The sequence below is a fragment of the Nesterenkonia sedimenti genome, assembly GCF_012641515.1.
Lineage (GTDB): Bacteria > Actinomycetota > Actinomycetes > Actinomycetales > Micrococcaceae > Nesterenkonia > Nesterenkonia sedimenti.
On the sequence record NZ_JABAHY010000006.1, the window covers coordinates 152,496 to 166,073 of the forward strand.

Here is a 13,578-nt window from a genome sequence, read left to right on the forward strand (position 1 = left end):
CCGTCGTCGTCGGGTGTTTAGGCGCCGATCAATAGGGCGAGCGAATAGGTGATGGCGAAGACCAGTCCGAGGCTTCCGGTCTGCTGCAGCACCGGGATCAGCGCTGGGCCAGTATGCTGCTGGTTCAGGATCCGCTGGGCGGGAGGAACCGCCAACGCCCAGCTCAGAGCTACAAAGACCACCCAGGGGTTATCCATCAGCATCCACAGGGGCAGCAGCACTGCGGCTGCCACCATCACCACATAGGCCCAGCGAGCCTTGGTGTCGCCCAGACGGACGGCCAAGGTCATCTTGCCTGACTCCCGGTCAGTGGGGATATCCCTAACGTTATTGGCCATCAGCAGTGCCGAGGCGATCAGCCCGTGGGAGACCGCACCGATACTCGCGGCAACCCAGGGGAAGCCATCCTGTGCCTCAGCGGCCGCCAGAACCGCATAGGTGGTGCCGAGGGTGGCGACCAGACCGAAGAAGATGAAGACCATCACCTCGCCCAGGCCGAGGTAGCCATAGGGTTTGGAGCCGCCGGTGTACCACCAGGCGGCCAGGACGCAGACCGCACCGACAGCCAGCATCCACCACTGGGCGGTGACCAGCACGATGACCAGGCCGGCGATACCGGCGATGCCGAAGCTGAGGAAGGCGGCGGCCTTGACCTGGCCCGGGCGGGCTGCACCTGAGGCGGTCAGACGCATGGGTCCCACGCGCACGTCATCGGTGCCGCGGACGCCATCTGAATAGTCATTGGCGTAGTTGACCCCCACCTGCAGGGCTAGGGATACCACCAGGGCCAGGGCTGTGATCCCCAGCAGCAGTGCCAGGCGGAGCTCTGCCGGTGAGGCAAAGGCGGCTGCCGCGCCGATCAGCACCGGGCAGACCGCCATCGGCAGGGTCCGGGGCCGGGCGCCGGCTGACCATTCACTCAGTGTCGCCACACTGGTCCTTTCTCATTCGGTGCCTGATGCCAGTTCATGCTGATGAGCGCCCAGCGGTGCTCAGCTGGCGCAGCAGGGTCTGCCGGTCTGGTTTGCCATTGGGCAGCAGGGGCAGGGCGCCCAGCAGTTCGAAGTGCTTGGGCACAGCGGGGGCGCCCAGGCGCTCGCGGACCAAGTCCTCAAGCTCAGGCAGGGTGTTGCCCGAGCGGGAGGCGGTGGCCAAGACCACCGCCGCAACGACTTTTTGGCCCCATTCATTATCTGGGATACCGGCCACGAATGCCTCACGGATGCTGGGATGGGATTCCAGTGCGCGGCGGACCTCCTCGGCCGAGACCTTGATCCCGCCGGTATTGATCACATCATCAGCCCGGCCGGTGACACTGAGGCGGGGCAGTCGCTGACCATCCTCCTCGGGACGGCTGAGTTGGCCGAGGTCATCGGTGCGGAACCTCCGCTGCCCGGTCAGGGGGTCGGTCTCGAATTTCTCGGCGGTGAGGTCGGCGTCGTCGTAATAGCCCAAGGCGACCATGGGGCCAGAGAGCAGAACCCGTCCGTGGGTGCCCAGTTCCACTGTGACCCCGGGCAGGGGGTAGCCGTCATAGACGCAACCTCCGCAGGTCTCGGCCATGCCATAGGTGCGGGTGACATTCAGTCCGGATTCCTGGGCGGTGTCGAAGAGCTCAGCTGGCGTTGGTGCACCGCCGAGCAGGATGGCATCAAAACTGCGCAGGGCGGCAAGGAGTTCGGGGGAGTGCTGGGCTTGTTCCAGCAGGCGCCGCAGCTGGGTCGGGACTAAGGAGACATAGCGTCGGCTGCCGGTCAGCTGCTCGGTGGCGCGGGTGAAGGCCTCGGCATCGGTGGTGTTCTCCAGCAGGGCTACGGGAGTGGTTTCGGCCTCGAGGCTGCGGGTCAGGATGGCCAGGCCCGCGACATAGGAGGGCTGCAGGGTCAACAGCCACTGTCCGTGTCCGCCTAAAGTCTCGGCGGTCATCCGGGCGGAGGCGCGTAGGGCCCCGGCCGAGAGCAGGGTCTGCTTAGGGGTGCCTGTGGACCCGGAGGTTCGAACCACGACGGCGACCTTCTCATCACCGTGTGCCAGGCCCTCGGGGACCGCGCTGATTTCGGGGCGATCCAGCCATTTTGGAGGCTGGCCGGCCTCGGCCGGCAGAAATTCCAGGGGCGGGGCATCACTGGCGGGGTCCATCATCGCGCGCAGGGCTGTAAGGGCCTGGCTGACCCACTCGGTCATAGGGGCCTCTCACCTCATTGGTGTCAGGGGTCGAGTGTGCCCAGTCAGCTTAGCGAATCCGGCGTTGGTATCATTTTGGTATGGCTATGACGCTGAGGCTGCCGGAGGAACTCGACAAGAAGATCGAGGAAATCGCTGAACGTCGGCATATCTCCAAACATGCCTTGATTGCCCAGAGCGTGGAGCAGTTCGTCCGGGAAGACGAAGAGAGGCGGCAGGTCGATGAGGCCTTCGACTACGCCTTCGAGCGTTATGGCAAGGTCATCGAGCGTCTCGCTGATGCCTGATGAGGCGAATCACTGGCGCGAAACCACCCGTTGCGGGATGGGAATAAGCGCACTGCCCTCATCCTTTTGATCATCTTCCTCCGCCGAAATGGGGCGCGGCTTATCGCGGACGATGATGCGGTCTTCGACTACATCCTCGACGTCGCTCAGGGAAACTTGGCGCTGGAGGCCTCGGCAGAGTTCCTGGAGGCCAACCTCCAAAGGTGGGCCGACTAGTGGCCAGTGCATATCCCGTGCCCGAACCCGATCAAGACCCGCAGCCTCCGAAGGAGAACTAAGCATGAGCGAAATCAACCACTGGATCGACAGCGAGGACGGGCGGCGCCGCGCCGTGCTCGAAGCCGAGGTCCCCGGAACGCCCGAGGGGGTCTGGGCTGCCATCGCCACCGGTCCCGGCATCGAGGCATTGTTCGTGCCGGCCAGCGTCGAGGAGCGCGAAGGCGGGAAGATCGTGACCCATCACGGTGACTACGGTGACTCCGAGGGCACTATCACCGCCTGGGAGCCGCCGCACCGTCTGGAGTAGGAGGAGGTCGACTGGCATGAGGAGCGGAGCGATGTTCCGGCGTGGAACACCGAAATGCTTGTCGAGGCGGTCTCAGGCGGTGCCTGCCGAGTGCGGCTCTCCTCCGGTTTCCTCGACCGCGGTGAGGAATGGAAGGACATGATCGATGGCACGATGCACGGCTGGGTACCGGCCATGCGGAATCTTCAGGTCTACCTCACCCACTTCCGTGGGATGCCGACCACCACGATGCTGGTCCAGCATGAAATCTCCGGTGTCGAGCAGGCCCCGAATGTGCGCGAAGCTCTCGGGCTCTCCGGAGTTTCGGTGGGGGATGAGGTGGAAACCGCATCAGGCGCGCCCACCCTCCGCGGGACGGTCGAGTACGTTCACGACGACGTCCTGGCCATCCGCACCTCGGAGCCGACTGCTGGCATATTCGGCATCGCTGCCTCGGGGTATGGGACCTCTGTCGGCGTCATTATCCAGGGGTCCTTCTACGGTCCCGAAGGGCCGGCGGTGCGTGATCAGGTGGAGCCTCGCTGGCGTGAATGGGTGGAGAGCCTCACTAAGACGCAGTGAGCCAACCTCCAGAAGAGGGCGCAGGCTAGGGCCTCCTCAATTGAGAGAAGCAGTTTAGCTCTGTCTGAACCAGGGGGGCGGTCTATCCCTCAGGGTTACCCGAGGCCGAAGATCTGGAATCCGCCGCGAGTGGCGGCAGCTGCCAGGATGGCCCAGCCGATAGTGCCCAGGCTGATCCAGAAGAAGGACCGGACGGCGGAAATGCCCATGGCCACCACAGCTACCGCCATGATCTGAGTGCCGATGATTGGCCCGAACAGAGCAAGGGCAGGTATCCCACCGCGGTTCATCACCCGCTCGATCCGCTGCTGGCGTTTGGCACGCTTGGTCTCCTTGCGGGCCAAGGTCTCCTGATCGTGCTTCTGAGCCTCGCGGCGGTCGCGCCATCGGGAAAACCAGCTGCGGATATGCTCACCGAACCAAGCTGACAGAGCAATGGTCAGCAGATTGCCGGCGGTGGCGGCTATAACTACTGGGACAGTCGGTAGCCCGGCGATGATCCCGGCAGGAATGACGACGACGGCTTCCAGCCAGGGGAAGGCCCCGCCGAGGAACATCGCCAGCAGGCCCCACCAGTCTGAGGCGTTCAAAGCAGACTGCCACCTCCCTTCGCGGCTACTGCTTCCTGGCTCCTGAGACTACTGCCGCTGGGGTTCCCTGTGTCCGGCAGCGTCTTCCTCGGTCCAGCATTCGACGTTCCGAAGGTCTGGCATATCGGAGGCTACGAACACCGGATCCAGGCCTTCGCGCCGCTGAGCCTGGTAATGCTTGAGCAGGCGAACCGCTGTGCCGGCCATCTCAGTGATCACCACCAGGTTGAACAGGGCGATGATAACCATGGTGACCCCGGCGATCGCCCAGGCCAGCTCCACGGAGATCACTGAACCCAGGAACACGACCCCGGTCAGCCCGACGGCGTAGACCTTGCGCAGGGTCTCCGAATCGGAGATGAACAGGACGTTGGCTTCACCATAGGAGTAGTTGCCCAAGATTGAGGTGAAGGCCACCATCAGAATGATCACCGCCAAGGCCACAGCACCAAACGCCCCAAAGGTTGAGGTCAGCGCCATCTGAGTCAGCTCAGCGCCGGGGTTGGCATCGGCAGTCGCAGTGGGGTCTGGGTAGGTGACCAGGATGATGAATGCAGTGACTGAGCAGATGATCAGAGTGTCCAGGTACACCCCGAGGGTCTGGACCAGGCCCTGCTTGGCCGGGTGGGAGACATCCGCAGTGGCCGCCACATTGGGCACTGAACCCATACCGGCCTCATTGGAGAACATGCCGCGCTGGATACCAGCCATAATCATCGCGCCGAAGGCACCGCCGGCGGCTGCGTTGAAGTTGAAGGCCTCGCCAAAGATCAGTGCGATCACCGTGGGCAGCTGATCGATATGCACGATCACCACGATTAGTCCCAGCAGGATGTAGAGCATGGCCATCGCTGGCACAACGCTCTGGGCGACTTTGGCCACCCGTCGCAGACCGGCGATCACAATGATTCCGGTCAGCACAACGAGCACGACGGCGAGGCCCCATTTCAGGGCGGCGGTGTCCTCTATGCCCAGCTCGGAGGCGGCCCCGGTGGCGGAGTCGACGATCGTATTGGCCTGCAGAGAGGTGAAGCTCAGCGCGAAGCAGAAGATGAAGATCACCGCAAAGACGATTCCGCCGGAGCGAGAGCCCAGACCGCGTTCGATGTAGTAGGCCGGCCCACCCTTGAAGGTGTCGAAGCGCCGAGTCTTATACAACTGCGCCAGGGTGGACTCCACAAAGGAGGCGGCGGAGTTGAAGATCGCCATCACCCACATCCAGAAGACCGCTCCGGGGCCACCCAGGGCGATCGCCCCGGCCACACCGGCGATGTTCCCGGTACCCACGCGGGCAGAAGCGGTGATCGTAAATGCTTGGAAGGCTGAGAGCGACCGTGTGCGGCCCTCTTCATCCCGGGTGGCTCGGTCAGTGATCGTGCGGAACATATCGGGCAGATGCCGGATCTGCACCACTCCGGTGCGCACGGTCAGGTAGAAGCCGATGGCGATGATGACCGGGATGCCCACAAGTTCCCAGGACATATCCTCGATCTGGCCGAGCAACTCGGCGAAAGTCTCAGTATTCACAACCGGGGACAATACCCGATGTTGGCCCAAACCCCCGCGTCAGAGCCTGCCTACCCTGGCAATCTCAGTGCGGTACTCATGACTCCGTGCTGGGCACGGAACGGACTCAGTGGCAGCCACTGAAATCGCGCGAATACGGATACGGAGGCGACCTCGCCTACATACGTTAGGTCTCGGTTCACCGTTCACCGAAGCAAAAGGATACGTCCATGAGGACCCCCATCCGGGAGCTGACCCCCGCACCCCAGCAAGTCGTTCCACGCACCAGCTTGACCATGATGCTCACTGCGCTGGCACACAACCTCCGCAACACCATCCACCGTCCACCCAGCACGGAACTGATCCGCCCCACAGCGCATGTCACCTGCATCATCCCGGCCTATAACGAGGAAGATTCCATCGGCCATGTACTGGAGTCCCTCCTGGTCCAGACTCGTCCACCGCAGACGATCCACGTCATCGCCAATAACGTCACCGATGACACTGTGTGGGAAGCGGAGAAGTATGCCGGGATGTACCACACCCGTCACAAGAACACCTTCTACGAGACCGAGGTGATCGTCCACGACATCGGCAAGAACGCAGATAAGAAGGTCGGGGCGCTGAACTACGGGTGAGACGTCGCTAGAGCTGAAGGTGCTAAGTACCTCTTAGGAGTCGACGGCGACACCACACTGGATAAGCACTGCTTGGAGTACCTGCTCGAAGAGATGGAGGGGGACACCCGCATCGGCGGACTCTCGGCGATCTACAGCTTCGCTCCTCCCAAGTCCAAGAGCCCGGTCCGCCAATTCCTGGTCTCAGCGCAGAAAGCGCAGTTCGCCGACTTCAACATGGATAACCTGCTGCGCAGCAGAAATATGGCCGTGCTCGGCGGGCAGGCCAGCATCTTCCGCGTCGATGCCCTTCAGCAGGCAGCCACCCGGTATCACCAGTCACACCCGTGGACCACCGACAGCGAAATTGAAGACTCACTGCTGTCGCTTCAGATTCGCGACGCCGGCTTCCTGACCAAAATCAGCAGCAGGGCTCGGGCCAATGTGGGAGCCATGGAAACAATCCGCTCTCTGCATGCCCAGCAGGTGAAGTGGACAACCGGTGGCATCGAGTTGATGAAATCACGACCTTTCCACCCCAATCTCCGGCTCCGGTGGAAAGAGACCACCTCGATGGTCTTCAACATTCTGTGTCGACTGTTGTTCGTGATCCTGCTGGCAGCCTCCCTGTCCATCGGAGTCTTCCAGTTCCATCCCTTGTGGCTGATTCCCCCTCTGGCCGCATGGCTGCTGGCCATCCGCGTGACCTGGTCGATGAAGAACCGCACGGTCTCAGACTGGTTGTACTCCCTGCTGTTCTTCCCTGCCGAGATATATATGTGGCTGCGTATGATCCACTTCACCGCCTCCTGGTGGCAGGTGCTCTTCAAAGTCGAGCGGGACAACTGGGGCGCACAAGCCAGCGCGGAATCCGGCAGAGGTGGCAAGGGCATGCTCTGGCCACTGGTGGTCACCGCCATGATTGGCGGCGTGCTCATCTACTCCTGGGAGCAGCTGAACAGTCAGCAGCAGGAAAGCGTGATCGCCATGGGCTGGCCGGTCCTGATGGTCATCACCATAGCCCTGACTCTCGGAATGCTGACGAAAGTGCTCCGCCGGCACCGCGGATTCCGGGTCTGACCAGGCGTTTAAGTCGTCACTAGTAGTAATACGGGAAGTCAGACCAATTGGGGTCGCGCTTCTGCAGGAAGGCATCCCGGCCCTCCACTGCTTCATCGGTCATGTACCCCATGCGGGTGGCCTCACCGGCGAAAACCTGCTGGCCGGCCAGCCCGTCGTCGGCGGCGTTGAAGGCGAACTTCAGCATCCGCACCGCTTGGGGGGACTGTCCGGCGATGTCATCGGCATACTCCAGGGCGACTTCTTCGAGCCGCGCATGGTCCACGGCCTCGTTGACCGCCCCGGCGGCGACCATATCCTCGGCCGAATGCTCACGGGCCAGGAAGAAGATCTCGCGGGCCTTCTTCTGGCCGACCTGGCGGGCCAGCAGAGCGGAACCGTAGCCGGCGTCGAAGGAGCCCACTGTGGCATCGGTCTGCTTGAACTTCCCGTGCTCACGGGAGGCGATGGTCAGATCGCAGACCACATGCAGGGAGTGCCCGCCGCCGGCGGCCCAGCCGTTGACCACTGCGATGACAACCTTCGGCATGGTCCGGATCAGCCGCTGCACCTCCAGAATGTGCAGGCGCCCGGCGCGGGCCGGATCCACAGTCTCGGCGGTCTCACCATCGGCGTAGCGGTAGCCATCGCGGCCACGGATGCGCTGATCCCCACCGGAACAGAAGGAATGACCGCCGTCTTTGGCGGAGGGGCCGTTGCCGGTCAGCAGTACGGCGCCCACATCCGGGGTCATCCGCGCATGGTCCAGTGCCCGGTAGAGCTCATCCACCGTGCCGGGCCGGAAAGCATTGCGGACCTCGGGGCGGTCGAAGGCGATCCGCACTGCCGGCAGATCACGTACGACGACGCCGTCGTCGTCGCGCTCGACCCTGCGGTGATAGGTGATATCGGCGAAGTCGAAGCCCTCCACCGGCCGCCATTGCTGCGGATCAAAGACGTCAGAGACTTTCTCAGGAAGCGTGTCAGTCACAGCAGAAGAGTCTACAGAGCCTCGCGGGCAGCGGCAGTGTGCTGGAAAGTCAGATCCCGGCCAACAGCGCCTCTTTGGAGTCCCTCAGATACTCTTCGAGGGTCTCAGCAGCCATGTGGTTCTCACCGCCGATGATCAATTCAGCGATACCTGCATGCCGGGCGATGAACGGAACGTGGAATGAGAAGGGATCGTCCATAAAGACATAGGCCAGGCGGAACTCAACGAGGGTCCGATGGGCCGCATCGCTGAGCCGAGGGGAATCAGCGAGATCCACCAGGGTTTGGTGAAAGGTTACCGAGGCCTGGGCCGCTTCCTGCCAGGACTCCTGTTCTGTGGCGGCCTCACCCTTGGCCACCACCTCAGCCAGCTGTTTGTGCTGTTCTGGACTGACCTCGCCGATGTTTCGCACAGCACTGCACTCCAGAATTCGGCGCAGGGCATAGATGTCCACCAGGTCATCTCGGGTCAGCTCGCGGACAAAGAATCCGCGGGCTAAGTGGTGGACCACGAGCCGTTCCTGCACGAGGGTTCGGAATCCCTCGCGCAAAGTACTTCGGGAAACCCCGAGGTCGCCGCGAATGCGGTCCTCGGTCAGCCGTTGTCCCGGCCTCAACTGTCCGGAGACGATCCGCGCCTTGACTTCCGCGGCCACTCTGCTTGCCGAGCTCTCCTGGGTCTGGCTGGGCATCAAGACTCCTTACTGCTCGCGGTCATCCTACGGGAGAAGGTGACCCCCTCGGCGTCGTCGTTTCTTCTCTCATCCCTACTTCAGGTTGACGTGACCTTATGACCCAGTGCATAGTGTCACTCACACCATAAGAGGGGAGAGGGCGAATGCAGGACCGTATTGAGTTGGCAGTGTCCACCGTTGTCTTCTCACTTCGGCCGCATCCTGAAACCGGGGAACTGACCCTCTGGCTGCCCCTGGTCCGGCGTATCCGCGAACCCTATGAAGGCCGCTGGGCCCTACCAGGTGGACCCCTGGCCCCGGAGGAGAACCTCGTGGAATCAGCCCGGGCGACCCTTCAACGCACCACTGGGCTGACCCCACGCCACCTCGAGCAGCTTTACGCCTTCGGAGACGTCGACCGGTCCCACAGCGCCGATGCCGCCGGTCACGCCCGGGTGGTCTCCATCGTCTACTGGGCCCTGGTTGGAGAAGACGAGGATGCTGAAGCAGTCGACGGCGAAAACGTTGAATGGTTTCCGGTGGATGAGATCGCCGAAGAGGCCGAACCTCTGGCCTTCGACCACGGGGTCATCCTTGACTACGCCCTGCGCCGGCTGCGGGCAAAAGTCACCTACTCACCCATCGCCCACGCCTTCCTGCCCGAGGAATTCCCCCTGGCCCAGCTGCGCCGGGTCTACGAGGCGGTCCTCAACCGGGCCCTGGACCCTTCCAACTTCCGCCGACAGATCCTCGCCCAGGGCAGCGTGGAGGACACCGGACGCCGGCAGACCGGAACCGCCCACCGGCCACCTAAGCTCTACCGCTCCGCACCAGGACGCTCCCGCTACGCACTCACCATCCAGGAGACCGATCAGTGACCGCACTGTCCATCCGCACCCGCATCGAACTGGCCCCCACCAAAACCTGCAACACCTCACTGGCCGAGAACCCCTGGGCCTTCGACACCGCACCCGGCTACGGACCCGGATCCTCCCAGGAGGACACCGTCCCCGGATTCGCCCCCACCAATGCCACCGCCCGGCCCGGCCAACTGCCCGAGGCCTACCGGAAGATGGACGATGAGGAACTGCACCGCCGCATCCGGGAAGCCAAAGCCACCCTCGGGGAGAAACTGGTCATCCTCGGCCACTTCTACCAGCGCGATGAAGTCGTCCAGCATGCCGATTTCATCGGCGACTCCTTCCAATTGGCCAATGCCGCACTGACCCGCCCCGAGGCCGAAGCAATCGTCTTCTGCGGAGTCCACTTCATGGCTGAGACCGCAGACATCCTCTCCACCGCCGAACAGAAGGTCATCCTGCCCAATCTCGCCGCCGGCTGCTCCATGGCAGATATGGCAGATGAGGACTCAGTGGAAACCGCCTGGGAGGAGATCGCCGAGGTCTACGGCTTCGACCCGGAGAACCCACAGCCCGACGAGGACGGCAAACTCCCGGTCATCCCGGTGACCTATATGAACTCCTCAGCAGCGCTGAAAGCCTTCTGCGGTCAGCGCGGGGGCATTGTCTGCACCTCCTCCAACGCCACCACCGTGCTGGAATGGGCCTATGAGCGCGCCCACCGAGTGCTGTTCTTCCCCGACCAGCACCTGGGCCGCAATACCGCCAAAGCCATGGGCATCCCCCTGGAGCAGATGCCCATGTGGAACCCCCGGCAGCCCTTGGGCGGCAACAGCGCTGAGGACCTGCAAGAAGCCAAAGTCCTGCTCTGGCACGGGTTCTGCTCAGTGCATAAACGCTTCACCGTCGAGCAGATTGACAAAGCCCGGCAGGAGCACCCCGGGGTCAAAGTCATCGTCCACCCCGAATGCCCCATGCCGGTGGTCGACGCCGCCGATGAGGCCGGATCCACCGATGCCATCCGGAAATTCGTCGAAGCCAGCCAGCCCGAGGACGTCATCGCCGTGGGCACCGAGATCAATATGGTCAACCGGCTGGCCGCCGAATACCCCGACCGGACCATCTTCTGCCTCGACCCGGTGATCTGCCCCTGCTCCACGATGTACCGCATCCACCCCGGCTACCTCGCCTGGGTGCTCGAGGACCTCGTGGCCGGAGAGGTCAGCAACCAGATCACCGTGCCCGAACGCATCGCCACTCCGGCCAAGATCGCCTTGGACCGGATGCTGGCGGCCAAACCGAGGTGACTGTCATGAAGCCCTCCCAGATCGACCATGTGATCCAACTGGCCCTGGAAGAGGATGTCCCCTTCGGTGATCTCACCACTGAGGCATTCGTGCCGGCAGGAGCCCAGGCCAGAGCAGAGCTCACCGCCCGGGAAGCCGGAGTCTTCAGTGGCGGTGAGGTCTTCCGCCGCGCCATGACCGCATTGGACCCCCAGGTGGAAGTCAGCCTCACCATCGACGACGGCGCCGAATTCCGCCAGGGCCAGGTGCTGGCCAGTATCGAAGGCCCCGCCCGGCCCATCCTGACCTGCGAACGCATTGGGCTGAACCTCCTGCAACGGATGTGCGGAATCGCCACCACCACCGCGAAATATGTGGCAGCAGCAACTGGCACCAGAGCCCGTATTGTCGACACCCGCAAAACCACCCCCGGGCTGCGTGCCCTGGAACGTCACGCCGTGCGCTGCGGCGGCGGCCATAACCACCGGTTCAGCCTCTCCGATGCGGTGATGGCCAAGGACAACCACCTCGCCATGGTCAGCGGGCAGGGTCAGGATCTGGCCGGGGCCATCCGAGAGGCCCGAGCCCGGCTGCCGCATACAGTGCACCTGGAGGTCGAAGTCGACCACCTCGAGCAGATCCCCGGGGCACTCGATGGCGGGGCGGACACCATCATGCTGGACAACTTCAGTCTCGAAGACCTCCGCCGCGGCGTCGAGCTCATTGACGGCCGAGCCCTGGTGGAAGCATCCGGAGGAGTCCGCCTGGAGACAGTGGCCGATATCGCGGCAACCGGTGTGGACATCATCAGTGTCGGGGCCCTGACCCACCAGGTCCGCGCTCTGGACCTGGGGCTGGACTTCCGGTGACCGCATACCTCGACTACGCCGCATCCGCCCCACCGCGGCCCGAGGTGCTGCGGACCATGTGGCCCTATCTCACCGGGGCCTTCGCCAACCCCGCGGCCCAGCACGAGCCCGGCGAAGAAGCCAGATCAGTCTTAGAAGAGGCACGACGACGACTGGCCGACCTCCTGGGGGCTCGCCCGGCAGAGATCGTCTTCACCTCCGGCGGTACCGAATCCGATAATGCCGCGATTAAAGGAATCGCCCTGGCCCAGCCCCGGGGCCAGCACGTCCTGGTATCGGCCACTGAGCACCCCGCAGTGCTGGAATCGGCCGCCTGGCTGCAGCGGTTCGGCTACGAGGTTGAACACCTCCCGGTGGACGCCACCGGTCGGGTCACCCCCGAGGTGCTGGAGGCTGCCCTGCGGCAGGGGACCACCCTGGTCAGCATCCAATACGCCAGCAATGAAGTGGGCACCATCCAGGACATCCCAGCTCTGTCCGCAGTGGCTCAGAAGTACGGGGCGCCCTTCCACACCGACGCCGTCCAGGCAGCCGGGGAACTCCCGCTCTCAGTAGAGGCCCTCGGAGTCCAAGCGATGAGCCTGGCCGGCCATAAAATCGGCACACCCAAGGGCATCGGGGCCCTCTATGTTCGTCGTCGGACCCCGTTTGAACCGCTGATCCACGGTGGTGGTCAGCAACGCGGCCTGCGGTCAGGAACTGAGAATGTCGCTGCAGCAGTGGGTATGGCCACAGCCCTTCAACTGGCCCAGAGCGAGTCCGGACAGTTGGGGGGCCTCCGGGATGCTTTCATCACCCGGGTGGAGGAAGAAGTCCCCGCGGCTGAGCTGACCGGGCACCGGGAGCATCGGCTGCCGGGGCATGCCTCATTCGTCTTCGCCGGCCGCAGTGGGGAATCGGTGCTGCTGGACCTCCAGCGGCATGGCATCACCTGCTCCTCGGGCTCAGCCTGCGCGGCCGGAAGCAGCGAACCCAGCCCCACACTGATCGCCATGGGCTACAGTCCGGAACTGACCCAAACAGCAGTACGGTTCACCTTTGGTGCTCAGACCACGGCGGAGGAACTGGACCGCACCGTGGATCAGCTCAGCAGGCTCTGAGGCGCGGGGCGGCTCAGGCGGGGGAGGCGCCGTCGTCGCGCTTTTTCTCCAACTCCTCCAACCGGGCCTCCAACATATCCAGACGCCAACGGTCCTCAGCAGCGAGATTCGCCTCAGCTTTAGTGGGGATAGTCGGTTCAGCCTCGATCTCGGGACGCCGGTTCTCCAGGGCCTCGAGCCGTTTCTGCAGTTCTTCCAGCTCAGCCGGATCTTGGGTGCCCGGCAGTGGACGTTTGGTGATCATCGCTACGACCTGAACGATCGTCAGCATCACAATGGCTACGATCGCGACAATGGCCCAACCCGGCATATCCCACTCCGTTCCGCATCAATCCTGTGCCGGAGCCCGCTCAAGCCCCGTGACCTCAGACTAACAACCCCCTGCTGTCACTCAGATACATATGGTGTGATGGATAAATGACATCAGCGCCGACCGCACAGGCTGAGGCCGCCGATCTCCTCATCAACT

16 protein-coding genes and 1 pseudogene are annotated in these 13,578 nt (G+C 63.5%); 10 read left to right on the top strand and 7 right to left on the bottom strand.

Annotation, left to right across the window (positions count from 1 at the left end; genetic code table 11):
- Positions 1-17 precede the first annotated feature (17 nt).
- Both HGQ17_RS08395 and HGQ17_RS08400 read right to left on the bottom strand, forming a co-directional pair.
- A complete protein-coding gene (locus HGQ17_RS08395; RefSeq protein WP_168887492.1) occupies positions 18-932 on the bottom strand; it encodes a 1,4-dihydroxy-2-naphthoate polyprenyltransferase in 915 nt (304 codons plus the stop codon).
- Between the two features lie 34 nt (positions 933-966).
- Positions 967-2,184, bottom strand: coding sequence for an AMP-binding protein (locus HGQ17_RS08400; protein ID WP_211090537.1), 1,218 nt, complete (start codon positions 2,182-2,184; stop codon positions 967-969).
- Positions 2,185-2,264: 80 nt separating this feature from the next.
- Here HGQ17_RS08400 and HGQ17_RS08405 point away from each other — a divergent pair, with 80 nt between their 5' ends.
- From HGQ17_RS08405 to HGQ17_RS08420, 4 genes are all read left to right on the top strand, one after another.
- Positions 2,265-2,471: a CopG family ribbon-helix-helix protein gene (locus HGQ17_RS08405; RefSeq protein WP_229503413.1), complete on the top strand. Its 207-nt coding sequence runs from the start codon at positions 2,265-2,267 to the stop codon at positions 2,469-2,471.
- Positions 2,472-2,483: 12 nt separating this feature from the next.
- Entirely contained in the window at positions 2,484-2,687 is a 204-nt protein-coding gene (locus HGQ17_RS08410; protein ID WP_267873174.1) for a type II toxin-antitoxin system death-on-curing family toxin, read from the top strand.
- 64 nt (positions 2,688-2,751) lie between these two features.
- Positions 2,752-2,997: an SRPBCC family protein gene (locus tag HGQ17_RS08415; RefSeq protein ID WP_168887494.1), complete on the top strand. Its 246-nt coding sequence runs from the start codon at positions 2,752-2,754 to the stop codon at positions 2,995-2,997.
- Positions 2,998-3,051: 54 nt separating this feature from the next.
- On the top strand, positions 3,052-3,558 hold the full coding sequence (locus HGQ17_RS08420) for a hypothetical protein (protein ID WP_168887495.1): 507 nt from the start codon (positions 3,052-3,054) through the stop codon (positions 3,556-3,558).
- Positions 3,559-3,653: 95 nt separating this feature from the next.
- Here the strand turns inward: HGQ17_RS08420 and HGQ17_RS08425 are convergent, their stop codons facing one another.
- Both HGQ17_RS08425 and HGQ17_RS08430 read right to left on the bottom strand, forming a co-directional pair.
- On the bottom strand, positions 3,654-4,148 hold the full coding sequence (locus HGQ17_RS08425) for a small multi-drug export protein (RefSeq protein WP_229503415.1): 495 nt from the start codon (positions 4,146-4,148) through the stop codon (positions 3,654-3,656).
- Positions 4,149-4,196: 48 nt separating this feature from the next.
- Complete coding sequence (locus HGQ17_RS08430) at positions 4,197-5,675, bottom strand: alanine/glycine:cation symporter family protein (protein ID WP_324615223.1); 1,479 nt, start codon at positions 5,673-5,675, stop codon at positions 4,197-4,199.
- Positions 5,676-5,884: 209 nt separating this feature from the next.
- On the opposite strand from HGQ17_RS08430, the gene HGQ17_RS08435 reads away from it, so the two are divergent.
- Entirely contained in the window at positions 5,885-6,292 is a 408-nt protein-coding gene (locus HGQ17_RS08435; protein ID WP_168887496.1) for a glycosyltransferase, read from the top strand.
- 51 nt (positions 6,293-6,343) lie between these two features.
- A pseudogene (locus HGQ17_RS08440) lies at positions 6,344-7,351 on the top strand (glycosyltransferase); the annotation flags it as partial.
- A 19-nt stretch (positions 7,352-7,370) separates the two neighbouring features.
- Here HGQ17_RS08440 and HGQ17_RS08445 read toward each other — a convergent pair.
- Positions 7,371-8,321: a 1,4-dihydroxy-2-naphthoyl-CoA synthase gene (locus tag HGQ17_RS08445; protein ID WP_168887498.1), complete on the bottom strand. Its 951-nt coding sequence runs from the start codon at positions 8,319-8,321 to the stop codon at positions 7,371-7,373.
- 49 nt (positions 8,322-8,370) lie between these two features.
- Positions 8,371-9,012: a GntR family transcriptional regulator gene (locus HGQ17_RS08450; protein WP_168887499.1), complete on the bottom strand. Its 642-nt coding sequence runs from the start codon at positions 9,010-9,012 to the stop codon at positions 8,371-8,373.
- Between the two features lie 146 nt (positions 9,013-9,158).
- Here HGQ17_RS08450 and HGQ17_RS08455 point away from each other — a divergent pair, with 146 nt between their 5' ends.
- Genes HGQ17_RS08455 through HGQ17_RS08470 form a run of 4 tightly spaced genes read left to right on the top strand, consistent with a single transcriptional unit; the run spans position 9,159 to position 13,109 of the window.
- On the top strand, positions 9,159-9,872 hold the full coding sequence (locus HGQ17_RS08455) for an NUDIX hydrolase (RefSeq protein WP_168887500.1): 714 nt from the start codon (positions 9,159-9,161) through the stop codon (positions 9,870-9,872).
- Positions 9,873-9,877: 5 nt separating this feature from the next.
- The gene (nadA, locus tag HGQ17_RS08460; RefSeq protein WP_211090546.1) at positions 9,878-11,161 is read left to right on the top strand and encodes a quinolinate synthase NadA; all 1,284 of its coding nucleotides are present in this window, start codon (positions 9,878-9,880) and stop codon (positions 11,159-11,161) included.
- 5 nt (positions 11,162-11,166) lie between these two features.
- The gene (nadC, locus tag HGQ17_RS08465) at positions 11,167-12,009 is read left to right on the top strand and encodes a carboxylating nicotinate-nucleotide diphosphorylase (RefSeq protein ID WP_168887502.1); all 843 of its coding nucleotides are present in this window, start codon (positions 11,167-11,169) and stop codon (positions 12,007-12,009) included.
- A complete protein-coding gene (locus HGQ17_RS08470; protein WP_168887503.1) occupies positions 12,006-13,109 on the top strand; it encodes a cysteine desulfurase family protein in 1,104 nt (367 codons plus the stop codon). Before nadC ends, HGQ17_RS08470 begins: the two co-directional genes overlap by 4 nt.
- Positions 13,110-13,122: 13 nt before the next feature.
- Here the strand turns inward: HGQ17_RS08470 and HGQ17_RS08475 are convergent, their stop codons facing one another.
- Positions 13,123-13,419: a hypothetical protein gene (locus tag HGQ17_RS08475; RefSeq protein ID WP_168887504.1), complete on the bottom strand. Its 297-nt coding sequence runs from the start codon at positions 13,417-13,419 to the stop codon at positions 13,123-13,125.
- Positions 13,420-13,578: the final 159 nt, after the last annotated feature.

What these genes read in the sequence shown, in the direction of transcription:
- HGQ17_RS08400 (WP_211090537.1), bottom strand. Translation starts at nt 2,184, where the DNA reads ATGACCGAGTGGGTCAGCCAGGCCCTTACAGCCCTGCGCGCGATGATG.
- HGQ17_RS08405 (WP_229503413.1), top strand. Translation starts at nt 2,265, where the DNA reads ATGGCTATGACGCTGAGGCTGCCGGAGGAACTCGACAAGAAGATCGAG.
- HGQ17_RS08415 (WP_168887494.1), top strand. Translation starts at nt 2,752, where the DNA reads ATGAGCGAAATCAACCACTGGATCGACAGCGAGGACGGGCGGCGCCGC.
- HGQ17_RS08420 (WP_168887495.1), top strand. Translation starts at nt 3,052, where the DNA reads ATGCTTGTCGAGGCGGTCTCAGGCGGTGCCTGCCGAGTGCGGCTCTCC.
- HGQ17_RS08435 (WP_168887496.1), top strand. Translation starts at nt 5,885, where the DNA reads ATGAGGACCCCCATCCGGGAGCTGACCCCCGCACCCCAGCAAGTCGTT.
- HGQ17_RS08450 (WP_168887499.1), bottom strand. Translation starts at nt 9,012, where the DNA reads ATGCCCAGCCAGACCCAGGAGAGCTCGGCAAGCAGAGTGGCCGCGGAA.
- HGQ17_RS08455 (WP_168887500.1), top strand. Translation starts at nt 9,159, where the DNA reads ATGCAGGACCGTATTGAGTTGGCAGTGTCCACCGTTGTCTTCTCACTT.
- nadC (WP_168887502.1), top strand. Translation starts at nt 11,167, where the DNA reads ATGAAGCCCTCCCAGATCGACCATGTGATCCAACTGGCCCTGGAAGAG.
- HGQ17_RS08475 (WP_168887504.1), bottom strand. Translation starts at nt 13,419, where the DNA reads ATGCCGGGTTGGGCCATTGTCGCGATCGTAGCCATTGTGATGCTGACG.